Raw genomic sequence first — 25,145 nt, forward strand, 5'->3', positions numbered from 1 at the left:
TATCATTTTCTATTTTCTTCTCTTCTTTTTCTTTGCAGCTCCTCCTTTTTGCGAAGAACCAGCCACAACAGCAATACGATAACGTATGAGGCCGCTACCGTGACATATTTCTCGGTTGCACTGATCTCCGTATTACGAGGCAGAAAATAAGCCGCTGTTATCGTGACATAAACAAACAGAGCCCCAATCAGTCCGGTAGACTTTTTAATCTTTCTCATCACCAAAGTTTTTTAGTTGTTCTAAAGTGCCAAATGCCAAACCACAAAGTCGCTATCACCACTGCCGACAAAGCTATGGGCAATACTACCTGATCTCCCATGCCTAACCCTTCGGGTGAAATACAGATATAAGTGGTACACACTGCCGTCATAAACAATGCCGGAAGGTAAGTGACATAATAATAGTGTCCTTTCTTTTCACGCACCAGATAAACGGTGATAGCCCATAAAGTGAAAACAGACAAAGTCTGATTGGCCCACGCAAAATACCGCCAGATCATGTCGAAGCCGTCTTTATCGCGCAGACTGTAAAGCAACAACCCGACAGCCACCAAAAACATCGGCACACATATATATAAACGACGACGTATGCTTTTTTGTTCCATTCCCAGAAAATCGGCCACAATCAGACGTGCCGAACGAAAAGCGGTATCGCCACTGGTGATTGGAGCCGCAATGACACCAAGAACAGCCAATATGCCCCCAATCGCCCCCAACCAGTTCTTCGTTATGGCATCTACGATGACGGCAGCATTGGTCTCTTCCATACCATGACGATGAAAGAAATAAGTGGCAGCGGCAGCCCAAATCAAAGCGACGATACCTTCGGTTATCATTGCACCATAGAATATGGGACGCCCATGGTGTTCGCTCGTCATACAACGTGCCATCAAAGGACTTTGAGTGGCATGAAACCCACTGATTGCGCCACAGGCTATACTGACGAACATAATGGGGAAAATAGGCAGTTTGTCCGCATTGGGATGTGTGTTCTGCAGTCCGTCCCAGATTTCGGGCAATGCAGGATGGTTGACATAGAGCATCGTCAGAATACCGACAGCCATGAATAGCAGGGCAACAGCAAATAACGGATATATCTTACCGATAATCTTATCTATAGGCAACAAAGTGGCGAGAATGTAGTAGGCAAAAACTACAATAATCCAGAAGGTGGCATCCATACTATCGGGAGTCAACTTAGCAAGCAGACCCGCCGGTCCTGCCACGAACACCGCTCCCACCAATATCATCAGTACAACCGTAAAGCCACGCATCACCTGTTTGGTTTCCACACCCAAATAACGTCCGATGATTTCGGGCAGGCTCTCACCTCCATGACGCATGGAGAGCATGCCGGCAAGGTAATCGTGCACGGCACCGGCAAAGATACTTCCAAGCACAATCCACAGATAGGATGCCACACCGAATTTGGCGCCCATAATAGCTCCGAAGATAGGTCCTAACCCCGCAATATTAAGGAATTGTATCATAAAGATCTTCCATGTAGGCAAAGGCATGTAGTCCACACCATCGGCCTTGGTCAAAGCAGGTGTGCTACGGTCATCAGGAGCAAAGACACCCTCCACAAAGCGACCGTACAATACATAGCCGGTTATCAACGTCAGCAGGCAAAGTGTAAATGTAATCATGGTGTATTCCTCTTTTTAATACGTGCAAATGTAACAGTTTCTAAATAAACAGCATAAAATTATCGAAGGTTTTGCTTACCTTCGTCGCTAAAATATAGAACCTGCATGAAACGAAGAATCTTCACCTTATTATATGTAGTGCTTATGCTGCCTCTTGCAGCTCAGCCCCCCAAACACGAAGTACGTGCCGCTTGGATAACCGCCGTCTACGGGCTGGACTGGCCTCGCACACGTGCCACCTCGCTCGAAAGAATGCGCAAGCAGCAAGACGAACTCGTGGAGATACTGGACAAGCTGAAAGCCGCCAACTTCAACACCGTGCTGTTCCAGACGCGCACACGGGGCGATGTGCTCTACCAATCATCCATCGAGCCTTACAACTCCATACTGACAGGCAAGGTAGGAGGAGACCCCGGCTACGACCCGCTGGTCTTTGCCATAGAGGAGTGCCATAAACGGGGCATGGAATGCCATGCTTGGATGGTGAGTATCCCTTTGGGTAATAAAAAGCATGTAACGGCTCTGGGCAAAGAGTCGGTCACCAAAAAGAAAGCGGCCATATGCGTCCCCTATAAGAATGAGTATTTCCTCAACCCCGGACATCCGCAAACCAAAGAATACCTGATGAGCCTCGTACGCGAAGTAGTGAAGCGCTATGATGTGGATGGAGTGCACTTCGACTATCTGCGCTATCCGGAGAATGCCCCGCGATTTCCCGATGGATATGACTACAAAAGATACTCCAAAGGCCGCAGTCTGGCGCAATGGCGCAGAGACAACATCACCGACATTGTGCGCTATATTTACAAAGAAGTGAAAGCGCTGAAGCCTTGGGTAAAAGTCAGTACCTCGCCCGTAGGCAAATACCGCGACACTTCCCGCTACTCCTCACGTGGGTGGAATGCCTACCACACCGTCTACCAGGATGTGCAAGGTTGGTTAGGCGAAGGCATTCAGGATCAGATTTTCCCGATGCAGTATTTCCGCGGCAACCACTTCTACCCATTCGTTCTCGACTGGAAAGAACAGAGTAACGGACGACATATCATCCCCGGTCTCGGCATCTATTTCCTCGACCCCGCCGAAGGCAACTGGACATTGGATGAAATTGAGCGGCAAATGCACTTCATACGTGCCCAAAAGTTGGAAGGCGAAGCGCACTATCGGGTGAAGTACTTGATGGACAACACGCAAGGAGTATATGATGTTCTGGAAGAAAAATTCTATACCGCCCCTGCACTGCAACCTGCCATGCCATGGATAGACAACATGTCGCCTACCCCTCCCACCAATCTCCGAACGGAACAATTAGCCCAGGGCTACCTGCGCCTCTATTGGGAACCTTCTACCGATAACGACCGGCAGAATGCGCCGACGTATGTCATCTATGGCTCGGACACGTATCCCGTAGATACAGACAATCCGGAAAACATTCTGGCGCAACGGGTGCAAGAAACAGAATTTATCTATGCCCCCATCCTCCCTTGGACTGCCCGGAAGTATTTCGCAGTGACGGCAGTAGACCGATGCGGAAACGAGAGCAAGGCAGCACTATTTGACGGAACGTTTCTTAAGGAAAAGCAATAAGCAGAAGTGATGCCCCATCAGTCGACCTGTACATACGCCCGGTAGCTGCTTCTCGCCGTAACCGGAACTAACGGAAGATAACCGGAGACTAATTTCCCGTCTTTTACCACAACAGGGTGTTGTAACCGATCTTGTTCATGTTGCTTGCGTAGTGCTTCATTGGAAAGAAAATATTCAATAGTGAATAGACCGGTACGCTCCGAAGCCATAAAGTATTCGTGAAAAAGGAGAGAAAACACCCCCATATTCATCCGCATATTGACTTCTACACAAGGATGAACAGCATATCGGCCATCCTGCAGTAGACAAACCATCATATCCACTCCCAGATAGCCTTGATAGGTGGCACCATATTGTTCTGAAAGTATCTTGCACAATCTGTTGCGCACATCGTGCAACAGCTGCCCGCTGACGTATCCTGCCATTCGTTTCTCTATCTCCGGCGAAGCCATCAGAAGGTTACCGCTATACGCCCCGCTTTTATTCGTCAAGAACAAAGAATACCCCACAAAAGAAACCTTGCCGCATCCATCGGAACAAAATTCCATGGCAAAATCTTCCACTTTATGATAGAGAGGCTCTCCCGACACAAATCCTTGCTCCCTAATGATGCGTTCGCACCAGCCCTCAATGGATTTTGTGAAAATGCTCTTACACCAATTCAACCCCTTGCCACTACCCGACCAAGGCATTTTCAGCACACAAGCATCGTGCTTCAGGACGAACTCACGACAATCGGCTGTAGTAGCCAGGCGATGAGATTCACCGCAACATCCTTCGGGCTGTAAGGACATAAAGTGCTTCAAAACCTCCATTGCCCTTTCGCGCGAAGAAAGGCGACGATAGGCGGCAAGCTGCTCTGCCACGGGTAGTCTGCATGCAGGAACTCCGGCTTTCAACAAACGCTTACAAATGGCAGGATTCCATCCCCAAGGCATCACCTGTACATCTTTACAGATAGCCAATTCCGGCAAAGTCAGTAATTTCACATCCGGCCGGAACATCTCCTCCACCTGCTTCAGGAAATCAGTGTTATAGGCCGAAGGAGCCAATACCGCACTGCCCGGTTCGGCATACCAAACGGGCAGCAGAGCTAAATCTTCAGCCATGCGGCAAATGGCGGCAGGTGCCATGTAGTTCTCCTCATTGTTTCCTAAGGCCATATCCGCATCCGGATTGAACAGGTAGAGCTTCATCTTTAATGGTTCATTGGTTATTCATTGCTTACTTGACGGCACAAAGTTATATAATATTTTGTCATCTCCACTTTGCAATTTCATAAAAAAGGAATATCTTTGTCGCCTGATAAACCGAACTTAAAGCATGGAAGCATTTTACCGTACACACGCTTATCTTGTAGAGCATACCAATGCTCCCGTACGCCGCGACCTTATGGATGAGATTGACTGGAACGACCGTCTTATCGGCATCAAAGGGACAAGAGGGGTCGGTAAAACCACATTCCTCCTCCAATATGCCAAAGAAAAATTCGGAACGGATCGCTCTTGTCTCTTCATCAACATGAACAACTTCTACTTCTCCGGACACAGCATTGTAGAATTTGCCGCCGAGTTCCAGCGCCGTGGAGGGAAAGTGCTGCTGATAGACCAAGTGTTCAAGTACCCTGATTGGAGTCAGGAGCTGCGCATGTGCTATGACCGCTTCCCTCATCTGAAGATCGTATTCACCGGTTCGTCCGTGATGAGACTGAAAGAAGAAAACCTTGAGTTGCGCGATATTGTCAAGAGCTACAACCTCCGTGGATTTTCATTCCGGGAGTACTTGAACCTGCAAACAGGCATGAAGTTCCGGGCCTATACGCTGGAAGAAATTCTGAGTAACCATGAACAGATAGCCAAAGGCATTCTTTCCAAAGTGCATCCGCTGGACTATCTTCAAGACTATATGCACCATGGGTTCTACCCTTTCTTTCTCGAAAAACGGAACTTCTCGGAGAATCTGCTTAAAACCATGAACATGATGGTGGAGGTAGATATTTTGCTGATTAAGCAAATAGAGCTGAAATATCTTTCAAAGATAAAGAAACTGCTATACCTGCTGGCCGTAGACGGACCGAAAGCACCGAATGTCAGTCAACTGGCAAACGACATACAGACCTCACGCGCCACTGTGATGAACTACATCAAATATTTGGCAGATGCACGTCTCATCAACATGTTGTATCCCAAAGAAGAAGAATTTCCCAAGAAGCCTTCTAAGATAATGATGCACAATTCAAACTTGATGTATTCCATCTACCCCGTCAAGGTGGAAGAACAAGACGTATTAGATACATTTTTTGCAAACACCATGTGGAAAGACCACAAAGTGAACAAAGGAGACAAGAACATGTCGTTCATGGTAGATGAAGTGATGCCCTTTAAGATCTGCCTGGAAGGAATGAAAATAAAAAATAATCCGGGGGTAACGTACGTTCTGCATAAAGCTGAAATAGGCCGGGGCAACCAAATACCTCTTTGGCTGTTTGGCTTCTTATATTAATAGTATTTTTTCACTTAATAAATAAATTAGTTATGACTAAACAAAAGAAATTCATTACTTGTGATGGAAATCAAGCTGCTGCACATATCTCGTATATGTTCTCAGAAGTAGCCGCTATTTATCCTATCACCCCCTCTTCTACGATGGCTGAATACGTAGACGAATGGGCTGCCGCAGGTCGCAAGAATATCTTCGGCGAAACAGTTTTGGTGCAAGAAATGCAATCAGAAGGCGGTGCCGCAGGTGCCGTTCACGGTTCTTTGCAAGCAGGAGCACTGACCACTACGTATACCGCCTCGCAGGGTCTGTTGCTGATGATTCCGAACATGTACAAAATTGCCGGTGAATTTCTGCCTTGCGTATTCCACGTATCGGCACGTACTTTGGCAAGCCATGCGCTGTGTATCTTCGGCGACCACCAAGACGTGATGTCTGCCCGTCAAACCGGCTTTGCCATGCTGGCAGAAGGTTCCGTACAGGAAGTAATGGACTTGGCGGGTGTGGCTCACCTCTCTACTTTGAAAAGTCGCGTGCCGTTCGTCAACTTCTTCGACGGCTTCCGCACCTCGCACGAAATCCAGAAGATTGAAATGCTGGAGAACGAAGACCTCGCTCCGCTTATCGACCAAGAAGCTTTGGCCGAGTTCCGCGCACGCGCATTGAATCCGATGAATCCGGTGGCCCGCGGTATGGCTGAGAACCCCGACCACTTCTTCCAGCACCGCGAGTCGTGTAACAACTACTACACGGAAGTTCCCGCCATCGTGGAAGCATACATGAACGAGATTTCCAAGATTACCGGCCGCAAATACGGTCTGTTCGACTACTACGGTGCAGAAGACGCCGAGCGTGTCATCATCGCCATGGGCTCTGTGACGGAAGCCGCACGCGAAGCCATCGACCACCTCACCGCCAATGGAGAAAAGGTAGGTTTGGTTGCCGTCCATCTGTATCGTCCGTTCTCGGCCAAGCACTTCCTTGCGGCAGTGCCCAAGACTGCCAAGAAGATTGCCGTACTGGACCGTACCAAGGAGCCGGGCGCCAACGGCGAACCCTTATACCTCGACGTCAAAGACTGCTTCTATGGCACGAAGGATGCTCCGGTCATCGTAGGCGGCCGCTATGGTCTGGGCTCTAAGGACACTACTCCTGCACAAATCATTGCCGTGTACAAGAACTTGGCGATGCCCATGCCGAAGAATCATTTCACCATCGGCATTGTAGACGACGTGACGTTCACTTCCCTACCCCAGGAAGAAGAAATCGCACTGGGCGGCGCAGGCATGTTCGAGGCCAAGTTCTACGGTTTGGGTGCCGACGGTACGGTGGGCGCCAACAAGAACTCCGTGAAGATTATCGGCGACAATACGGACAAGCACTGTCAGGCTTACTTCTCATACGACTCCAAGAAGTCTGGCGGTTTCACTTGCTCGCACCTGCGCTTCGGCGACACTCCGATTCGTTCTACCTATTTAGTAAATACGCCCAACTTCGTGGCTTGCCACGTTCAGGCCTACCTGCACATGTATGACGTGACACGCGGCTTGCGCAAGAACGGTTCGTTCCTGCTGAACACCATCTGGGAGGGCGAAGAGCTGGCAAAGAACCTTTCCAATAGGGTGAAGAAATACTTCGCCCAGAACAATATCACCGTTTACTACATCAATGCCACGCAGATTGCACAGGAAATCGGGTTGGGCAACCGCACCAACACCATTCTTCAGTCGGCTTTCTTCCGCATCACAGGCGTCATTCCGGTGGAGTTGGCCGTAGAGCAAATGAAGAAGTTCATCGTGAAGTCATACGGTAAGAAGGGCGAAGATGTGGTGAACAAGAACTATGCAGCCGTCGACCGCGGTGGCGAGTACAAGCAGCTGACCGTCGACCCGGCCTGGGCCAACCTGCCGGATGATGTCAAAGCGGAGAACAACGACCCGGTCTTCATCAACGAAGTGGTTCGCCCCATCAACGCGCAAGACGGCGACTTGCTGCCGGTATCTGCATTCAAAGGCATCGAAGACGGTACTTGGCATCAAGGAACCGCCAAATACGAAAAGCGCGGTGTGGCAGCATTCGTCCCCGAATGGAATGCGGAGAACTGCATCCAGTGTAACAAATGTGCCTACGTCTGTCCTCATGCCTCCATCCGTCCGTTCGTGCTTGACGAAGAGGAACAGAAAGGCGCAAACTTCACTCAACTGAAAGCCGTAGGAAAGACCTTCGAGAACATGACGTTCCGCATCCAAGTGGATGTGCTGGACTGTCTGGGATGCGGCAACTGCGCCGACGTTTGTCCGGGCAACCCGAAGAAGGGCGGCAAGGCACTGACGATGAAGCACCTCGAAAGTCAACTGTCCGAAGCCGACAACTGGACCTACTGCGCAGAAAACGTGAAGAGCAAGCAACACCTGGTGGACATCAAGGCCAATGTGAAGAACTCGCAGTTCGCCACTCCGTTGTTCGAGTTCTCCGGGGCATGTGCCGGCTGCGGTGAGACTCCGTACGTCAAGCTGATTACCCAGTTGTTCGGCGACCGCGAGATGGTGGCCAACGCCACGGGATGTTCTTCCATCTACTCCGGTTCCGTGCCTTCTACTCCTTATACAAAGAACGAAAAAGGTCATGGTCCGGCATGGGCCAACTCTTTGTTCGAAGACTTCTGCGAGTTCGGTCTGGGCATGGAACTTGCCAACGAGAAGATGCGTGCACGTATCGTGAAGCTGTTCAATCAAGCCATCGAAAACGAGCACACGCCTGCCGACGCCAAAGAACTGATGCAGACATGGATCGACAACATGTTCGATGCCGACAAGACCAAGGAACTGGCTCCGCAACTCGAACAAGTAATCAATGACGGCATCGCTATCGCTGATTGCTCCGTATGCAAGGAACTGAAAGGTTTGACGCAATACCTCGTTAAACGCAGCCAGTGGATTATCGGCGGTGACGGCGCTTCGTACGACATCGGCTACGGCGGTCTCGACCACGTCATCGCCTCCGGAAAGGACGTTAACATCCTCGTTCTCGATACGGAGGTTTACTCCAATACGGGCGGCCAATCTTCCAAAGCCACTCCGGTGGGTGCCATCGCCAAGTTCGCCGCTTCCGGCAAGCGCGTGCGCAAGAAAGACCTCGGCTTGATGGCCACTACTTACGGATACGTATATGTTGCCCAGATTGCCATGGGTGCCGACCAGGCCCAGACATTGAAGGCCATCCGCGAGGCAGAGGCATATCCCGGCCCGTCGCTCATCATCGCCTACGCTCCGTGTATCAACCACGGTCTGAAGGCCGGTATGGGTAAGAGCCAGGCCGAAGAAGAAAAGGCCGTGAAGTGCGGTTACTGGCACCTGTGGCGCTACAACCCGTCACTGGAAGCCGAGGGTAAGAACCCCTTCACGCTGGACAGCAAAGAGCCTGATTGGAGCGGTTTCCAAGACTTCCTGAAGAACGAGGTTCGCTACTCATCGGTAATGAAACAATATCCTGCGGAAGCCGCAGAACTGTTCCAAGCTGCCGAAGACAATGCCAAATGGCGCTACAACAGCTACAAGCGCTTGTCCAAAAGCAATTGGGGCGCTGAAGTGACCGAATAAATAGGATTGTTGAACTAAAGAATAGAGGCTGCTCCCGATTGAAATGAATGGGATGCAGCCTCTATTTGCCATAACAAAGGCTCCTATATCCAGGAATTATCACCATATGCGGGTCATTGGCATGACACTTGGAAGTAAAGAAGTGCCCGAAATCATGAAAAAACCGGTAGACAGCATAAAAAAACTAAAAAACAGTTAGCGGGAGCAAGAAAGCAACACCAAGTTTTACACCATTAGAGCAACAATCCGTACCTTTGCTTTCGGCTTAACCAATAGACGAATGGAGAGAAAGAGAAAAAACAAGGTTTTTGTTGCATGGCTGTTATTGCTGACACTCATGCCTTTCTTTGCAGTCAAAGCCCTCCACTTCCATCATTCGGAAGCAGAGATCTCTGCTTGTCATTCCGGAGAGACACATTCGCACACCTCGGATGACTGTGCCATTTGTCATTTCATGCTCTCCCCCTTTACGCAAGCCGAATCGTTTCAGATTCATATATATCTATCCTTTTTTAATTATCAACCCATTTATGCAACCGATAAGGATTGTCCGACCATTCCATATCCTTATCATCTGCGTGCTCCGCCCACTGCCCCTATATCATACCTATGGGCAGTCTGAAGCAGCTGTCGGTGATGCAATTCTCTACCGATTCGGCTTCTTTAATGTGTGGGCCGACGCTTCCTCAAGTGTTGATTTAAGACGACTCCAAACTTGCCCGTAAGCCATTCTTTCCCAAAAGGGAAATGGCATCAATATCCTCTTACAAACTTACTAAGAATGATTGATTTTTATGCGTATCAGATATATTCTGGGTGCGCTGGGAAGTTTTATTGTTTCATCGGTCCATCCGCAGACTGTCGATTCCGTCAGAAACATATCTCTGTCCGAGGTTGTGGTGACGGAAACATACAGCCGGGCACGGAATAAAAGGACTGCACTTACCATTGATGTGCTTAGGAAAGATTTTCTGAATAAGCACTTCACCGGTAATCTGGCGCAAACAATCGGACATATTCCCGGTGTCCATTCAATGGATATCGGTATGGGGGTCTCCAAGCCTATGATCAGAGGACTGGGATTCAACCGCATCGCCGTATCCGAAAATGGGATAAAACAAGAAGGCCAGCAATGGGGTGCCGACCACGGACTGGAGATTGATGCCTTCAATGTAGAAGAAGTGCAGATACGAAAAGGACCGGCATCGCTTCTGTATGGAAGTGACGCAATGGGAGGTACCATCGAAATTCTTCCGGCAGGCATTCCGGCTGAAAATCGACTTATGGGAGAAATTGCACTTATAGGCAAATCCGTGAACGGAACGTTGGGCGGATCGCTGATGTTGGGTCTGAAGAAAGACGCTTGGTTCGTGAAGGTTCGTTTTTCTGAGAAACACTTCGGCGATTATCGTGTGCCCACCGATACGGTTGTTTACTTGACTCATCTGATGCCTGTATATGACCGTAAGCTCAAGAATACGGCAGGCCTCGAACGCAATGCAAATATCTTTACCTCCTACAGGAGGAAGAGATATCGATCGGATTACTCCGTGAGCAATGCCTACCAAAAGATGGGATTCTACCCCGGAGCGCATGGCATTCCGGATGTCGCACGTCTGCAAGACGACGGTAACAGCAGGAACATCGAGTTGCCCTACAGTTGGGTGAACCACTTCAAGGCAAGCACACATCAGCAGTATGTCCTGAACGGGATGATACTTTCCGGCGACTTGGGATACCAGCTCAACCATCGTGAAGAATGGAGCTCTTTCCATACGCACTATGGGGCACAGCCGATACCGGAAAAAGATCCGGACAAGGAGTTGGCGTTCCGCCTGCATACGTTGAGCGGTTCGTTGAAACTGCGCGTTGTCCGTTCTTCTTCGTGGGAACATACGCTGGGGTGGGACGTGCAAAGACAAAAGAATACCATCGGCGGCTATTCGTTCCTGTTGCCCGCATACCGGCGGTTCACCATCGGGGGGTTCTGGCTTTCCACGTGGCGTCCCGACAACCGGCTCTCCATCAGCGGAGGAATACGCTACGATTACGGAAATACAGATATCACTCCGTATCAAGACCCGTATCTGGAGGAATATCTCCAAGAACAAGGTTATCCGACCGACAAGATAGATGGATATAAATGGCGCAGCTATCCGGTAAAGCGCAATTTCGGAGATTATTCTTGCTCGATAGGCATCGTGTGGAGTCCCTCTGACATGCATCTGCTGAAAATGAATATCGGTCGCAGTTTCCGGTTGCCGGGAGCCAACGAACTGGCTTCCAACGGCGTGCATCACGGCACCTTTCGCCATGAGCAGGGTGATGCCTCACTCTCCTCCGAGCATGGGTGGCAGCTGGACGCCTCTTATGAGTTAACTTATAAGAATATACATATCAGCTTGTCTCCTTTTGCCGCCCGGTTCAACAACTTTATCTATTTGCAGCCTACAGGCGAATGGTCTGCCTTGCCGCATGCGGGACAGATTTATCGCTACACCGGTGCAAGAGCTGTTCTGATGGGCGGTGAAGCCATTGTCAGCATTGACCTCCTACCCAAGTTGAACTACCGGTGCGCCGGCGAGTATGTATACACCAACAACCGTGACGACCATACGGCATTAAGCTTCTCTCCACCTGCTTCCGTACGCAATGTACTGACGTGGCGCAAGAAAAACTATGAGCTGTATGTAGAATGCCGCAACATCTTTGCGCAGAACTGCATTGCGCGAAATGAAGATTCCACCTCCGGAGCCAATCTGTTGCAGTTGGGCGGAAGCTTTCGCCTGCCGATAGGGGGTACAGCGATAGAATGTTCTTTTAGCGCCCAAAATATCTTGAATACGAAATACTACAATCATCTCAGTTTTTATAGGAAGGTTGAAATTCCGGAACCGGGACGTAACTTCCAATTATTTATTAAAGTACCATTTAAACGAATTTTAAAATGAAAACAAAATTATTTATTTCCGCAATCTGCTTTTTTACCGGTGTATGTTTTTCTGCTTGTGACAAGGACGACAAAGGCGACGTAACTCCGCCGGTCATCAAACTGGCCGAGCCCGAAGAGGGAGATGAGCTGTTGATAGGCGGCGAACACGGCGTACACCTTGAGATGGATTTGTATGACGATGTTGCACTGGAATCTTACAAGATAGAGATACACAACAACTTCGACCATCACGGACATGACGGAAAGACCAAGGCTGCCGGCGAGACTGTGCCTTTCTCTTTCAACAAAGTGTACGATGACGCCAAAGGCCTGAAAAATCACCATGTGCACAACCATGACATCGTAATCCCCGCCAATGCAACGCCGGGCGATTATCATCTGATGATATACTGCACGGATGCCGCAAAAAACGAAAGCCGCACTTGGCGCAACATCAAGCTCAGCACTACAGCCAAACCTCATGAGCATGAGCACGAGCATCAATAACGAGTGAAGAGATGTCATTTCTTGCACGATGACAAAATATCAGACGCGGATTATGCGGATTAACATGGATTCAATCAACAACATCCATGAAAATTCCGCACAATCCGCGCCTCAAAACAAATCATAAAGGCTTTCACAGCCTTATATATTTCTTTCCTCCGTCTTATTCTTTCAGAGACTTACTGTTCCTTCATATCCGGCCCGGTAGAGAAAGCCCCGTTATAAGCAGTCTCTTTGTAAGGATATACCCAAGTCCAGCCATTGGCGTCCGAAGGTTGAAGAGTTCCGGCAAAATTACTCTTGAAACTTCCCCCTTGTTCTGACGTTTTACGCACCCTCGGCAATTTCCAACGCTTATAATCAAACCAATCGAACCCCTCTCCCCACAATTCTATGCGACGATAAAGTCTGACTTCCGCCAGCAGTTCATCCCCGCTTTTGGTGCAGACATATTCGGGGTTGCGCCCACTGTCTTTAATCAACTCTTTCAGTAAGTCGCGCACTTTTCCCTCTTCGTTCAGATGACAATAAGCTTCAGCTTCTATCAGATACATTTCCGAAGCCCGAAAATGATTGACATCGCCACAACCATAGTAATCTTCGGCACACTGAAACTTAAATTGCATATAAGGGAAGATATAAGAGGTGGAATACAACTTGGCCCCATAATCTTTCTTGGCGCGATTGTATAACGAACCTTTGGTGACACGCAAGGAATAGTCTTTTATACCATCTCCCTTGACCGGAGCAAGAAACATGCTACGACGAATGTCTGTTTCCGGAATTTGTTCATACAACTCTTTGCTGATGGCACAAGGATGGGTGCGACAAATACTGGTATTGGCATTGCTGCCTTGATAAGCAAAAAAGCCATAATAGTGAAGCGATTGAATCTTAGAACCATCGCTACACCATATCCACTCCTTATTAGGAGCGTTGAAACCACTATTCTTATACTGGTCAACGCTCATCAACGGATAGTTCTTCCGCGCCAACGAAGCATATTGTGATGCCGTCTTCCAATCCTCGCGCACCAAAGCCGCACGAGCATACACACAATAGGCAACATCAAGATTAAGCGTATAAACGTCACTCCTATCCTGTTTACTCGAAGTATATAAAGCTATGGCATCATCCAAATCCTTATAAATGCAGGAATAGACCTCGGTCAACGTGGAAGGGGCAAGGTCACCCGTGCTTTCGTCCAAGCGGAGCGGCAGACCGCGAGTGGCACCATTGTTACTGTCTTGCCAACGGCTGCAATAGAGCTGCGACAACATGGTATAAGCATACGCACGCACCGTAAGCGCCTGTGCTTTAATAAACTGTTTATCGGCAACTTTACCTGTAGCTGCATCGATATTCAAAACAACAGAATTTGCATTTCCTATCAATTTATAATAGTAATACCAAGGAAAGTAGTCATGATGGATGGTGTTATTCAATACGTGCCCTGAATTGATAGACTTTTGCCAACCGGTCAGATTACATTTCTGAAAGTCATTCCCCGGGTAGTTTCCATAGAGAGTCTTAATGGCCCCTTCACCATTAAACCCTTGCGTGCTGATATACTGCCGATACATCATGCGTCCTATTCCATTGATGGCCAACCTTGCATTCTCAACAGATTCAAAAATAGTCACTTTCCCGGCAGAACTCTCGGGTACAACATCCAGGTAGTCACTTGCACACGAACCGCATAACAATGCCATGCCCATGATATATATATAATTTGTAAGCTTCATAGTTCTTTATGTTTTACAGTAAAAACTCTTTTTTCTTTTTCTTCAGTCTCTGCGTCACAACTTAATGTTCAGCCCCACAGTGAATACACGCGGCGTTACCAAATAGTTGCCTTGCGAACCGCTGAAAGTTTGTTGCGGATTCATGCCTTGGCGTGCCGTAAGAGTGAAAAGATTTTCACAAGTAACGCTGACACCCACATCCTGCAAATCAATCTTCTTCACCCAAGCTTTCGGCAACCGGTACGACAGATTTATATTCTTCAGAACCAAATAGTCGGAAGAAGTAAGAAAACGTGAAGATATGCGGTTATTATCCGTACTGAGGTCATAGTTTATTTGCGGAATACCATCCCTGTCAATACGGTCGGTTGCCGTTTCCGTCATTCCTTCGGGCACACCGTTCCACGACCTCATTACATCCACATGATAGCTTGTCGGAGTTCCCAAAGAACTCATCAACGATTGATAGACCCCGTCCATCATCTTGCCGCCCAATTGATAAGTAAACAGCATGGAGAAAGTCAGTGACTTGTAGCCCACACTGCCTTGAAAACTTCCATAGACCACGGGAAGCGCCGACCCGTGAAACTCTTTGCCGGCATAAGTAATATTGTTGACGTAAGGTTTGCCATTAATGACAGTGGAATATTGTGTGATGTCCGTTGCACCCTCCCGCTTGTTGCCCAATACGGTTCCGTCGGGCATGGTCAGGAAGTAGTTTTCTAAATTCGGCTTATACAGAGAGTTTCCGGTCAGTCTGTCTACCCCCTCGAATGTATAAGTATAAAACTCATAACGGCTTTTTCCCTCGACGATTTTATAACTCCCCGTCTCTATGCCGCCCTTATTCTGTTCAGGCAGTTTTATCACTTTGTTTTTGATAAATGTGGCATTGGTTCCTATATTGACAGTCCAATTCTTATTGCGATATACGTCCACATCGGTCGAAAATTCCCATCCCCTGTTAGAGATGGTTCCCAGATTCTGAGTTATGACACTCTCTGCCGCATCCGAACTTGTGGCACCGGCCGAGAGCGGCTGATAAACATCGAAAATCAAATCTTTGTTCCGTTTGTCAAAATATTCCAAAGCCAGATTCCAACGGTCGAATAATCTTCCTTCCAAAGCAAACCCGAAAGCCTCGCCTGTTTCCCATTTCAAATTGGTAGCTTCCAATTGCGAAAGATAATAGGCGCCTTGCCCATGATACACCGCACTTGAATAAAGGCTCATGAAAGCATAATAGCCCGAACCGGAATCATTTCCCACCTGCCCGTAGTTGGCTCGTAGCTTGAGATTGTTTACCCACGCCAACGGTTTCATGAACTCTTCGCGGCTAATCAACCAGTTAGCGCCCACACTACCGAAATTTCCCCAACGGCTGTTTTTATGAAAGCGTGAAGAGCCATCGCGCCTGAAAGAGGCTTCCAGGTTATATTTGTCTTGCCAATTGTAGCGTACTCGTCCCAAATAGCTTTCTGTCCGATAGTTGTTTTCATAACTTGTCAGACTTGTCGGTTCCGCAAAGTTAGAAAGATTGTCCATGCCGGGAAAGGTCTCTTTAATCTTATATCCATACAAATAATCATAGTTGTTGGAATAATTTTCATGTCCCAACAGCACATCCACCGTGTGCCCGTTGAAATCGTGCAGCCAACGCAACTGTTGCTGGAAAGTATAGTTCTTGTATCTATAAGATATACGCTTGCCGCGCCCCACACCCTTTCCGTCTCCGATGACGGCACTGTTATATGTTTTATTATCCGAATTTCTTAAACTCATGTTTCCTTTCAATGAAAACGTGAAATCTTTCAAGAACTTCAAATCCACATTTGCAGTGGCATTGATCGTGTTACGTATCGTCTTGTTCCGGTTCAGTTCATTCTCCCAAATCACATGCCTATCCACATTCTGATTACGTGTAGGAAATTGTATCTCATTGCCATCTTCACCCAAAACGCTATAATGTCCGGGGTCATACAGCTTATTTCCATTCTCATCGGTCATATAAGCCCCGTCGGTTCGGTGCAAATGCACCGGATAGATGGGAGCAATGTTTCTACAGTAATTGAATACATTGGTAAAGTTTTTCACATCATCGCTATCCGTGCCGCTCGTGTTGGAAAAGTTCTGATGCGTGACATTCAAGTTCAGTCCGGCATTAAACCATTTTTTAGGAGAAATGTTTACTGAAAGACGGGCCGAAAGGCGATCGAAGTCCGAATTCTTCACATACCCCTCTTCGTCCAAATAACCTAAAGAAAAATAGTAATTGCCTTTCTCGTTAGAGGCGCTTCCACTGAAAATATATTCTTGCCTGTGCCCATTGCGAATAGCCTGATCGTACCAGTCGAGATCGCCCGCATAGCCCGGCAATATCTCCGCACCGGCAATCAGTTTCCCCTTGTCATCGAACAGTCCGTTGTCCGGTTTATTAAAAATATTCAGATAAAGGTAGTCGGGTATCAATTTCTCAGTGGCATATCGAGAGGCTTCTTCGGCACTCATACCGACAGAGGACATCTGACTGTTTTTCACATTTTGCCAAAAAGCCTCCATGAATTGCTGGACATTGGTACGCTTATATTCCTTTATGCCCCGCGTATAAGTTCCCTGATTGATTTTAAGGTCGAAGCTCAATTTACCACCTGTTCCTTTCTTGGTAGTAATCAGGATGACACCATTGGAGGCACGGTTGCCGTAGAGTGCTGCCGAGGCGGCGTCTTTCAGTACCGAGATATTCTCTATGTCGGACGGATTAAGATCCGATACGCTCCCACCATAAGGAGCTCCATCCACCACATAAAGCGGAGAACTGCTTCCATTTACAGTTCCGATACCCCGAATGCGAATGCTGGGGTCTGTGCCCGGCGCTCCCATCGTACTGTTCACTTGTATGCCGGAGGTATTCCCTTCCAAGGCCGATGTTACCGAAGAAACAGGTCGTGCCTCAATCATCTTTTCACTCACAGTAGAAATAGCTCCGGTGAGCGACGATTTTTTAGCACTGCCATAAGCCACTGTCACAAGCACCTCATCCAACTGTGTGGCATCGTTTTGCAATATAATCTTTAAGAAAGGTTTCACCCCTACTTCCTGCGTTTTCATACCGATATAAGATATAACCAGAACCTTGGCGGAAGCGGGTATTTTATCAATCACAAACTCCCCATCCATATTCGTAACAGCCCCCATCGATGTTCCTTTTACTAATACGGATGCTCCGATTACAGGTTCGCCGTCTTCCTCGGAAATAACAATTCCGGAAATTTTGGATGTCTGGGCCATTGCCAATCCCATACTTAGGAAAAAACAAGCCAATAACATTAGCGCCTTTTTCTTCATGCTTTTCTTCGTTTTAGAATTTATAATAACACATACATTTAGTTCAAATAGGTATATTAATTGCAAAAATATACTCTCTCATTCAAATAAACAATAAAATCAAGAACAAAAGTATAACAAAAGTATAATAAAAGCAAAAGCACATTTAAGCGCAAACGTAGTCTCTCTCATCTCGTCCTATCCCTTCCTCTTCAGGAAATCGGTGGGGCTTTCGCCAAACTCCTCCTTATAACATTTTGTAAAATAAGACGGCGATGAGAATCCCACCTCATAGCCTATTTCGGCCACTGTCATGTCAGACGAAGCGAGCAAAGACGCAGCTTTCCGCAGCCTCATCCGGCGTAAAAACTCGTTGGGCGAATAATTGGTGAGCGATTTCAACTTACGATAAAGCTGCACGCGGCTCATGCCCATCTCACGCCCCAAGTCCTCCACATTGAGCTCCGCGTCTTGCATCCGTTCCTCCACTAATGCTTTGAAGCGGGAAACAAAGTCCTTATCCATGTCGCTGACGGCTTCACGTTCAACAGAGCGGTTATCTCCGAAAATCTGCTTTAACTGACGCCGGTTGGCTATCAAGTTATGGATACGCGACAACAGCAACCGAGAGTTGAAAGGCTTGGAGATATAAGCGTCGGCGCCACCGTCATATCCCTGGATGCGCTGCTCGTCCAACGAACAGGCCGTGAGCAGAATCACCGGAATGTGGCATGTCTGCATCTCGCTCTTCAAACGACGGCAACACTCCACCCCATCCATGCCGGGCATCATTACATCCGAAACGATAACGTCGGGCACATACTTCATGGCCAGACGGATTCCTTCGGCTCCATCCGCCGCCTCCAGCACCCGATATTCCTTGGACAATAATGACCTGATATAACCGCGAATATCCACATTGTCATCGATGATAAGCACAATGGGCATATCAGCCTCGATGGACTCGTCTGCCACCGCCACTTCCGCATTTATCAAGACAGACGCAACTTCCTCGGCAGGCAAGGCCATCGCAGCAGGATGATGATCGGGAATGGCTTGCCGGGGAAATGTGACAGTAAACGTGGTGCCTTTTTCGTCACTATGCGCAGCGATGCTTCCGCCATGCATCCCCACAAAAGCATGCACCAGCGCAAGCCCGATGCCGGTACCCGCCTGATGTCCGCCCACCTGATAAAAGCGCTCGAAGATGGTTTCCACCTCGGACGACGAGATGTAGCTCCCCGAATTGAATACGGATAAACTGTAATGCTGCTCCGTTGCCGACAGCCGTATGCCGATTTTCCCATTCTCCGGCGTATACTTCACCGCATTGGAGAAGAGGTTGAAATAGATGCGCTCCATCTTCTCCGCATCCGCCATCATCCGGAAATCCACATCGGGAGACGCCTCGAAGCTGAAAGCGATATGTTTCTTCAACAACGCCATGCGGAAAGAGTCGTTCCATCCGCGAAAGGCAGCCACTAAATCAAAAGGTTCGAGATGAAGCTCCATACGTCCGTTTTCCACCTTACGGAAATCAAGTATCTGGTTCACCAGCCGAAGCAGGATATGCACGTTCTTCTTCATCAGCTCCAGAAGACGGCGAGACGGTTCGCTGATGGAACCATCGGCCATAAGCTGCTCTATGGGGTCGGCAATCAGAGTCAGCGGAGTGCGGAAATCGTGCGAAACGTTGGTGAAGAAAACAAGCTTGGCATGCGTAGCCTCTTCCAGCTCGCGAGAGAGCTGTTCCAATTGCGACTTCTGCATTTCCAATTGTTCTTTCTGTTGTATCAGCCGGGTTCTCTGCTCCTCCAGTTTCTTTTTCTGCATGGACAGTTCACGGTTCATCCGGTTCTTGGCACGCAAAGCAAGATAAACGGCAACCAACAAGCCTACCAATAACAGAAGAGCCGTCAGACTACCGTATAGAACGACCCTCTGCGTGTCATATAGATTAAGAAAACGACCTATCTCACCGTTCAGCACCTCTATCTTTCCGTCCAGCGTGCCGATGTGTGCCGTCTGCATTTTCATGACAGCCGCGTTGGAGACATCGACAACGGACGTTCCCAATATCGTCTCACGGGGAAATTTCCTCCCTTGCAATATATCCATGGCAATCTGTACAACCCGGTCGCCCCCTGTCGGATAGATGAAAGAAGCCGTCAGCCGGCCTGCCAGAATATCTTCCAGGCCATAGTGCTCGCCGGGCAAGGCATCGATGCCTATGAAACGCATCTCCTCTGCGCGATGCCGGCGGAGGGCGGCTTCATAAGCCCCGGAGGCCATACGGTCGTTTTGGGCAAAAACGGCATCGACGTGAAGAAAACGATCGAGCAGGGTCTCCATCTTCTCACCTGCTTGTCCATGCAACCAAGCGCCGTCCACACTTTCCAGCAACCGGATGCCGGGATAAGCAGCGATGCCGTCCAGAAACCCTTCGTGCCGTTCGATGGCCGGGGTGGAGCCCGACAGTCCCGTGATTTCCACCACCGTGCCCTCACCATGCAGCAGATTGCCGATGTAAGCTCCCACCTCCTTGCCGATTGCATAGTTGTCGGCCCCGACGTATGCCGTATATTTGTCGGAGGAAATCTTGCGGTCTACCAATATGACGGGAATCCCGCAATTGTAGGCTTCCTCCACGACCGGCGTAATGGAACGGGCTTCATTGGGAGCAACAATCAGCAAATCCACCTTCCCATTAATGAAATGGCGGATATCCGCTTCCTGCCAAGTATTATTGTCTTTCGAAGTACGTATCTCCACCTCCACGTTGTCATAGAAACGGGCTTCGCGAAGAATCTCATTGTTCATCTGCCTTCGCCACTCATCGTCGCTGCATTGCGAAACACCGATGCGGAAACGCGCTTCGCGGCGCGAACAGGAAACCGCCACTCCTCCAAGGAGGAATAAAAGGAATAAAGTCCAAAGGGCATGCTTTTTCATCTTTTTTCGATTTAAGATTGCAAATGAACAAAGATAAGCAAAAAAACGATATTAAAAGCCTGTTTTAGAAACTGTTTTGATTTTATAGAAAGTGCTGATAAAACTTAAAAAGAAAATCAAAACAGTTTCTAAATTCCCCTCAAAAGACTTTTATTCCCGTTGCAGGGATTCTTCTTCCTGCAGGCACTGTCCGTCTTACCCCAGTCTGTCCTTATAAATATGAGGCAATTCCGGCATGGCACCGCTCTGCGTACATACATACGCCGAAACCTCCACTGCCAGCTTATGCGCCTCGGGCACGGGCTTCCCACTCAGGATGGCAGCGGTAAAGGCTGCCGTAAACGAGTCGCCGGCACCCACGGTATCGGCAACCGTCACTTTCGGCGTTTCCTGAAAAGACACGACTCCGGGAGTAAACACATAGCTTCCGTTCGTTCCGCACGTCAGAATTAACATCTTCAGATTGTATTTGGCCAGCAGAATCCAGCATTTGTCTTGCAGATCGATGCCCGGATAGCCGAAGATACGGCTGATGGTCACCAACTCCTCATCGTTTATCTTAAGCACATTGCAACGGCGCATGGACTCGCAAAGTATCTCTTTCGTATAGAATCCCTGACGCAAGTTGATATCGAATATCTTCAGGTGTCCGTCCATATCGGGCATGGCATCCAGAAAACGGTTGATGCTGGTGCGGCTCACCACGCTGCGTTGCGCCAAAGAGCCGAAGCATACCGCACGGGTGCTCAATGCCAAACGCTTCAACTCCTCAGTGAAAGGAATATTATCCCAAGCCACGCCCTCTTTTATTTCATAACAAGGCACGCCCACGGCATCGAGCGTCACCTGAACCGTGCCCGTAGGATAAGGCACCCGCTCTATCTGGGTACGCAGCCCTTTTTGAGCAAAAACTTTCAAAATCTCATCTCCGTCTGCATCGGCGCCTACGGCACTGACCACGCGGCTGTCGAAACCGAACTGCGATACATGATAAGCAAAATTGGCCGGAGCACCGCCTATCTTCTTTCCTTCGGGAAGGCAGTCCCACAAAGCCTCTCCCATTCCTACGATAATTTCATTCATGGTAATTATTCTTTAATAAATTAGACTTTCTGCAATCCTTTTCAAGAGAGTGGCGGAATCAATCCTAAATCGATGGTAGCTAAGTAGTATACTTAGGGGGTCTAAGTCGTATACTTAGGGTACCTCAGTCGTATACTTAGATACCCCCCTCTCAGAACATATCCTGACGCTGCATCGAACAATGTCAGCGTTTCATCTTCAGCATGTAGAAAAATAAATACAATACACCGATTGTCATTACAGCTACCGCCCCACTTTGTCCCACGGCATCGCTTGCCAATCCCATGGCTATGGGAAAGACCGTGCCGCCGAAGAGCCCCATAATCATCAGCCCGGATACCTCGTTCTTCTTCTGCGGCATGGCAAGCAATGCCTGCGAGAAAATAATCGGGAAGATATTCGAGTTGCCAAAGCCGATGAGGGCAATGCACACGTAAATCATTGTTTTTTCATGGAAGACGAACAGCCCAGCCATAGCTGCCAACATGCACAACACACTGACTGCAAAGAATGGTTTAGAAGCCACCTTCTGCAAGACGACAGCTCCCAAAAGACATCCCGCCGTACGGAAAATGAAATAAAGGCTGGTGGCAAAGCCGGCATCAGATAAGGTCATCCCCAAACGCTCCATCAGAATCTTGGGAGCCGTTGTATTGGTGCCCACATCAATGCCCACATGGCACATGATGCCCAGAAAGCAGAGCAGGATGAACGGCTTGCCCAGCAAGGCGAGGCATTCGCCGAAAGTAGACGGACGTCCTTCTTCCTTTTCTTCCTGAATGGAAGTACCGCCCAGCCCAAAGATGGCAATCACCGCAACTATCATATAGATGGGAAACAGTATCCTCCACCCCATACCCAGCGACGGTATGGTTTGCGTAGCTCCCCACATAGCAATGTAAGGAGCAAGAAACGAAGCGATAGCCTTGACAAACTGCCCGAAAGTCAGCGAACTTGCCAATCTTTCGCCACTGACGATATTGGAAAGCAACGGATTGAGCGATGTCTGCATTAGCGCATTGCCGATGCCCAGCAATGAAAACGAAAGCAGCATCAGCACATACCCGTCTCCGAAAACCGGAAGAAGCAGCGAAGCAAAAGTCACGAACAGGCTCAACAATACCGTCTTTTTCCGTCCGATACGGTTCATCAGCATCCCCGTGGGTACGGAGAAAATGAGAAACCAGAAGAAAACCAGAGAGGGAAATATGTTGGCCTGCGCATCGGTCAGCCCCAAATCGGCCTTTACGAAGTTGGAAGCAATGCCCACCAAGTCTACAAAGCCCATGGCAAAGAAGCAAAGCATGATGGGCAACAGCTTTGCCAATGAATGATTCTTGTTATTCATAGCTATTTTAGTAAAATGTTATTTATTCATATTCAGTGGATAAACGGTCAGTTTGTTCACCCGGCACTGTCCCCCGTCGGTAGAAACGCTGATTTTTGTGTAAGGGTGCTTCGGAAACACCAGATTTGTCATGGCAAACCTGCCGCTCGCCTCAAAAGCCTCGACGCTGCAACGGTCTATAAAGAAGCGTAACCGCTGTTGCTCTCCATCGGCAACGGGAGCAACGGTCACAGCCGGAAAGTCTTTGCTGAAATCCGTCAACCCACTCTTGGCACGATCCATGCTGAAGGTTTTATTCACAGCGTCGTACGTCATGACAACCTGTTCATCCTCCTCGTTGGCAAGCACGATGTTCACCTTACCGGCCGAATGTGCATTAATATCCAATTCAATCTCGCATATACCGCTGTTATCGACAGGCAGTTTGCGAACCGCCGCTTTTTTCCCCACGGAGAATGCAGCATACTTCAATGCCTTTTCCCCCCGCAAAGCCTCGATTTCTTTCGCCGGAACGGTAGCCAAGCAAAGTTCGCCGTCTTCGGCCCGATAAAGCTCCAGATCGCGCGGCAGAGAGTTGGCGCTGCGGTATTGCTTGGTAGGCACATTGTTGGCATATTGCCAGTTACTCATCCAAGCAATGATGGTATGGCGGTTTTCGGAAACATTGCTCCACGACACTGCGGCATAATGATCTTTTCCATAGTCCATCCACTTCGTCACTTCGGGCTTCGTGTCGCACGTGAAAGTTTTTCCGTCGAAATCACCCACAAAATATTGTGCCGCACTACCGCCGAAAGGTCCTCCGGGATTGATGTTACAGATAAGCACCCATTTCTTCTCATCCGTGCCCCGAACGGGAAGTTGCATCAAGTCGGGACATTCCCAAACCCCGTCCTGCGCACCATATCCTTTCCCGAAAGCGCTCTCCTTGGTCCACTCCTTCAGATTATCGGAAGTATAAATCCACATCTCTTTCTCGAGAGCAGCGGCAAGGATAAGAACCCACTTACGGCTTTCAGCATGCCAGAACATGTTCGGGTCGCGACATTCTTTGTCGGAAGTAATGATAGGATTGCCCTCATAAAATTGGAAGGTTTTTCCGTTGTCCCGGCTATAAGCCAGACTTTGAATTTGGCTCGCACCCGCCGAAGTATAGATGGCTATGACCGCATCTTTCCCAAAGCCTACGGTATTTTCCTTATCCACCACACTGCTTCCACTGAACACTATCCCCAGCCCATTCGGTTCTATGGCCACCGGATGATGCTCCCAATGTATCAAGTCCTTACTGGAAGAATGTCCCCAATTCATATTCCCCCACATGGAGCCGTAAGGGTTATACTGATAATAAAGATGATATTCCCCATCCTTGTAGAACATTCCGTTAGGATCGTTCATCCAACCGTAAAGTGGCGTGTGGTGATAAAGAGGGCGAAATTCTTCACGATTGGCAGTATCAAAAATATCAGCCAGCTTGATGTCGTCCCAACAGACATCCTCCATAGCGTCCCGTACATTGGAGCGACTATTCCCAGAATGAATATCAAAAGAGACGGTTTTCCCCTTGTATTGTTCCAAATCAAAAGGAACCAGATAGTCCGCACGATTCATTGCCAGCCTGACGGTGAACGTCCGCTCTGCTTTATTATTCACAAGCACATGAACGGTTGCTTCGGGAGCCGCCTCTTCAACGGGTAGCAAAAGGTATTTCTTAGGAGAGACAACTTGTATCAGACTATGGTTAGCACCCAGATAATGGACTTTCAGTCCTTCTCGATTTTGCGCCGCACAAAATCCAAAGCTTATCCACAGCAGGAGAAGCAATGCGGTCAGATTTCTTTTTACGTTCATATAGATATTGGTTTTATGTTTTCTCATGGTTTCATGTTTTTCATCTGTCGCAAAGATACGACATTGAGTA

The 25,145-nt window shown here is 48.5% G+C and carries 15 protein-coding genes; 6 read left to right on the forward strand and 9 right to left on the reverse strand.

Annotation, left to right across the window (positions count from 1 at the left end):
* Window positions 1-2: 2 nt before the first annotated feature.
* Both C4H11_RS04995 and C4H11_RS05000 read right to left on the reverse strand, forming a co-directional pair.
* Window positions 3-218 carry a hypothetical protein gene (locus C4H11_RS04995; RefSeq protein ID WP_106040712.1) on the reverse strand — a complete coding sequence of 72 codons (216 nt, stop codon included), beginning with the start codon at window positions 216-218 and terminating at the stop codon, window positions 3-5.
* Window positions 218-1,648, reverse strand: coding sequence for a carbon starvation CstA family protein (locus C4H11_RS05000; RefSeq protein ID WP_106040713.1), 1,431 nt, complete (start codon window positions 1,646-1,648; stop codon window positions 218-220). Before C4H11_RS05000 ends, C4H11_RS04995 begins: the two co-directional genes overlap by 1 nt.
* 105 nt (window positions 1,649-1,753) lie before the next feature.
* Here C4H11_RS05000 and C4H11_RS05005 point away from each other — a divergent pair, with 105 nt between their 5' ends.
* A complete protein-coding gene (locus C4H11_RS05005) occupies window positions 1,754-3,235 on the forward strand; it encodes a glycoside hydrolase family 10 protein (RefSeq protein ID WP_106040714.1) in 1,482 nt (493 codons plus the stop codon).
* 17 nt (window positions 3,236-3,252) lie between these two features.
* Here the strand turns inward: C4H11_RS05005 and C4H11_RS05010 are convergent, their stop codons facing one another.
* On the reverse strand, window positions 3,253-4,431 hold the full coding sequence (locus C4H11_RS05010; protein ID WP_106040715.1) for a hypothetical protein: 1,179 nt from the start codon (window positions 4,429-4,431) through the stop codon (window positions 3,253-3,255).
* 127 nt (window positions 4,432-4,558) lie between these two features.
* Between C4H11_RS05010 and C4H11_RS05015 the strand changes: the two genes are divergently transcribed.
* From C4H11_RS05015 to C4H11_RS05035, 5 genes are all read left to right on the forward strand, one after another.
* Entirely contained in the window at window positions 4,559-5,737 is a 1,179-nt protein-coding gene (locus C4H11_RS05015) for an ATP-binding protein (RefSeq protein WP_106040716.1), read from the forward strand.
* Window positions 5,738-5,769: 32 nt separating this feature from the next.
* Window positions 5,770-9,333 carry a pyruvate:ferredoxin (flavodoxin) oxidoreductase gene (gene nifJ / locus C4H11_RS05020; RefSeq protein ID WP_106040717.1) on the forward strand — a complete coding sequence of 1,188 codons (3,564 nt, stop codon included), beginning with the start codon at window positions 5,770-5,772 and terminating at the stop codon, window positions 9,331-9,333.
* Window positions 9,334-9,613: 280 nt separating this feature from the next.
* Window positions 9,614-9,955 (forward strand): hypothetical protein, encoded by a 342-nt coding sequence (locus C4H11_RS05025; protein WP_106040718.1) that lies wholly within the window; start codon window positions 9,614-9,616, stop codon window positions 9,953-9,955.
* A gap of 172 nt (window positions 9,956-10,127) precedes the next feature.
* Window positions 10,128-12,284, forward strand: coding sequence for a TonB-dependent receptor (locus tag C4H11_RS05030; protein ID WP_106040719.1), 2,157 nt, complete (start codon window positions 10,128-10,130; stop codon window positions 12,282-12,284).
* On the forward strand, window positions 12,281-12,772 hold the full coding sequence (locus C4H11_RS05035; protein ID WP_106040720.1) for a DUF4625 domain-containing protein: 492 nt from the start codon (window positions 12,281-12,283) through the stop codon (window positions 12,770-12,772). The genes C4H11_RS05030 and C4H11_RS05035 overlap by 4 nt, the downstream gene beginning before the upstream one ends.
* A gap of 179 nt (window positions 12,773-12,951) precedes the next feature.
* Here the strand turns inward: C4H11_RS05035 and C4H11_RS05040 are convergent, their stop codons facing one another.
* From C4H11_RS05040 to C4H11_RS05065, 6 genes are all read right to left on the reverse strand, one after another.
* Entirely contained in the window at window positions 12,952-14,517 is a 1,566-nt protein-coding gene (locus tag C4H11_RS05040; protein ID WP_106040721.1) for a RagB/SusD family nutrient uptake outer membrane protein, read from the reverse strand.
* Between the two features lie 54 nt (window positions 14,518-14,571).
* Window positions 14,572-17,862 carry a SusC/RagA family TonB-linked outer membrane protein gene (locus C4H11_RS05045; RefSeq protein WP_106040722.1) on the reverse strand — a complete coding sequence of 1,097 codons (3,291 nt, stop codon included), beginning with the start codon at window positions 17,860-17,862 and terminating at the stop codon, window positions 14,572-14,574.
* A 177-nt stretch (window positions 17,863-18,039) separates the two neighbouring features.
* Window positions 18,040-20,793 carry a substrate-binding domain-containing protein gene (locus C4H11_RS05050; RefSeq protein WP_106040723.1) on the reverse strand — a complete coding sequence of 918 codons (2,754 nt, stop codon included), beginning with the start codon at window positions 20,791-20,793 and terminating at the stop codon, window positions 18,040-18,042.
* A gap of 195 nt (window positions 20,794-20,988) precedes the next feature.
* Window positions 20,989-21,876 (reverse strand): carbohydrate kinase family protein, encoded by an 888-nt coding sequence (locus C4H11_RS05055; RefSeq protein WP_106040724.1) that lies wholly within the window; start codon window positions 21,874-21,876, stop codon window positions 20,989-20,991.
* A 184-nt stretch (window positions 21,877-22,060) separates the two neighbouring features.
* Window positions 22,061-23,224, reverse strand: a complete 1,164-nt coding sequence (locus C4H11_RS05060; protein WP_106040725.1) for an MFS transporter — start codon at window positions 23,222-23,224, stop codon at window positions 22,061-22,063.
* An 18-nt stretch (window positions 23,225-23,242) separates the two neighbouring features.
* On the reverse strand, window positions 23,243-25,075 hold the full coding sequence (locus tag C4H11_RS05065; protein WP_394336055.1) for a DUF4980 domain-containing protein: 1,833 nt from the start codon (window positions 25,073-25,075) through the stop codon (window positions 23,243-23,245).
* Window positions 25,076-25,145: the final 70 nt, after the last annotated feature.

It is taken from the genome of Bacteroides zoogleoformans, assembly GCF_002998435.1.
GTDB lineage: Bacteria > Bacteroidota > Bacteroidia > Bacteroidales > Bacteroidaceae > Bacteroides > Bacteroides zoogleoformans.

What these genes read in the sequence shown, in the direction of transcription:
- C4H11_RS04995 (WP_106040712.1), bottom strand. Translation starts at nt 218, where the DNA reads ATGAGAAAGATTAAAAAGTCTACCGGACTGATTGGGGCTCTGTTTGTT.
- C4H11_RS05000 (WP_106040713.1), bottom strand. Translation starts at nt 1,648, where the DNA reads ATGATTACATTTACACTTTGCCTGCTGACGTTGATAACCGGCTATGTA.
- C4H11_RS05005 (WP_106040714.1), top strand. Translation starts at nt 1,754, where the DNA reads ATGAAACGAAGAATCTTCACCTTATTATATGTAGTGCTTATGCTGCCT.
- C4H11_RS05010 (WP_106040715.1), bottom strand. Translation starts at nt 4,431, where the DNA reads ATGAAGCTCTACCTGTTCAATCCGGATGCGGATATGGCCTTAGGAAAC.
- C4H11_RS05015 (WP_106040716.1), top strand. Translation starts at nt 4,559, where the DNA reads ATGGAAGCATTTTACCGTACACACGCTTATCTTGTAGAGCATACCAAT.
- nifJ (WP_106040717.1), top strand. Translation starts at nt 5,770, where the DNA reads ATGACTAAACAAAAGAAATTCATTACTTGTGATGGAAATCAAGCTGCT.
- C4H11_RS05025 (WP_106040718.1), top strand. Translation starts at nt 9,614, where the DNA reads ATGGAGAGAAAGAGAAAAAACAAGGTTTTTGTTGCATGGCTGTTATTG.
- C4H11_RS05030 (WP_106040719.1), top strand. Translation starts at nt 10,128, where the DNA reads ATGCGTATCAGATATATTCTGGGTGCGCTGGGAAGTTTTATTGTTTCA.
- C4H11_RS05035 (WP_106040720.1), top strand. Translation starts at nt 12,281, where the DNA reads ATGAAAACAAAATTATTTATTTCCGCAATCTGCTTTTTTACCGGTGTA.
- C4H11_RS05040 (WP_106040721.1), bottom strand. Translation starts at nt 14,517, where the DNA reads ATGAAGCTTACAAATTATATATATATCATGGGCATGGCATTGTTATGC.
- C4H11_RS05045 (WP_106040722.1), bottom strand. Translation starts at nt 17,862, where the DNA reads ATGAAGAAAAAGGCGCTAATGTTATTGGCTTGTTTTTTCCTAAGTATG.
- C4H11_RS05050 (WP_106040723.1), bottom strand. Translation starts at nt 20,793, where the DNA reads ATGAAAAAGCATGCCCTTTGGACTTTATTCCTTTTATTCCTCCTTGGA.
- C4H11_RS05055 (WP_106040724.1), bottom strand. Translation starts at nt 21,876, where the DNA reads ATGAATGAAATTATCGTAGGAATGGGAGAGGCTTTGTGGGACTGCCTT.
- C4H11_RS05060 (WP_106040725.1), bottom strand. Translation starts at nt 23,224, where the DNA reads ATGAATAACAAGAATCATTCATTGGCAAAGCTGTTGCCCATCATGCTT.
- C4H11_RS05065 (WP_394336055.1), bottom strand. Translation starts at nt 25,075, where the DNA reads ATGAACGTAAAAAGAAATCTGACCGCATTGCTTCTCCTGCTGTGGATA.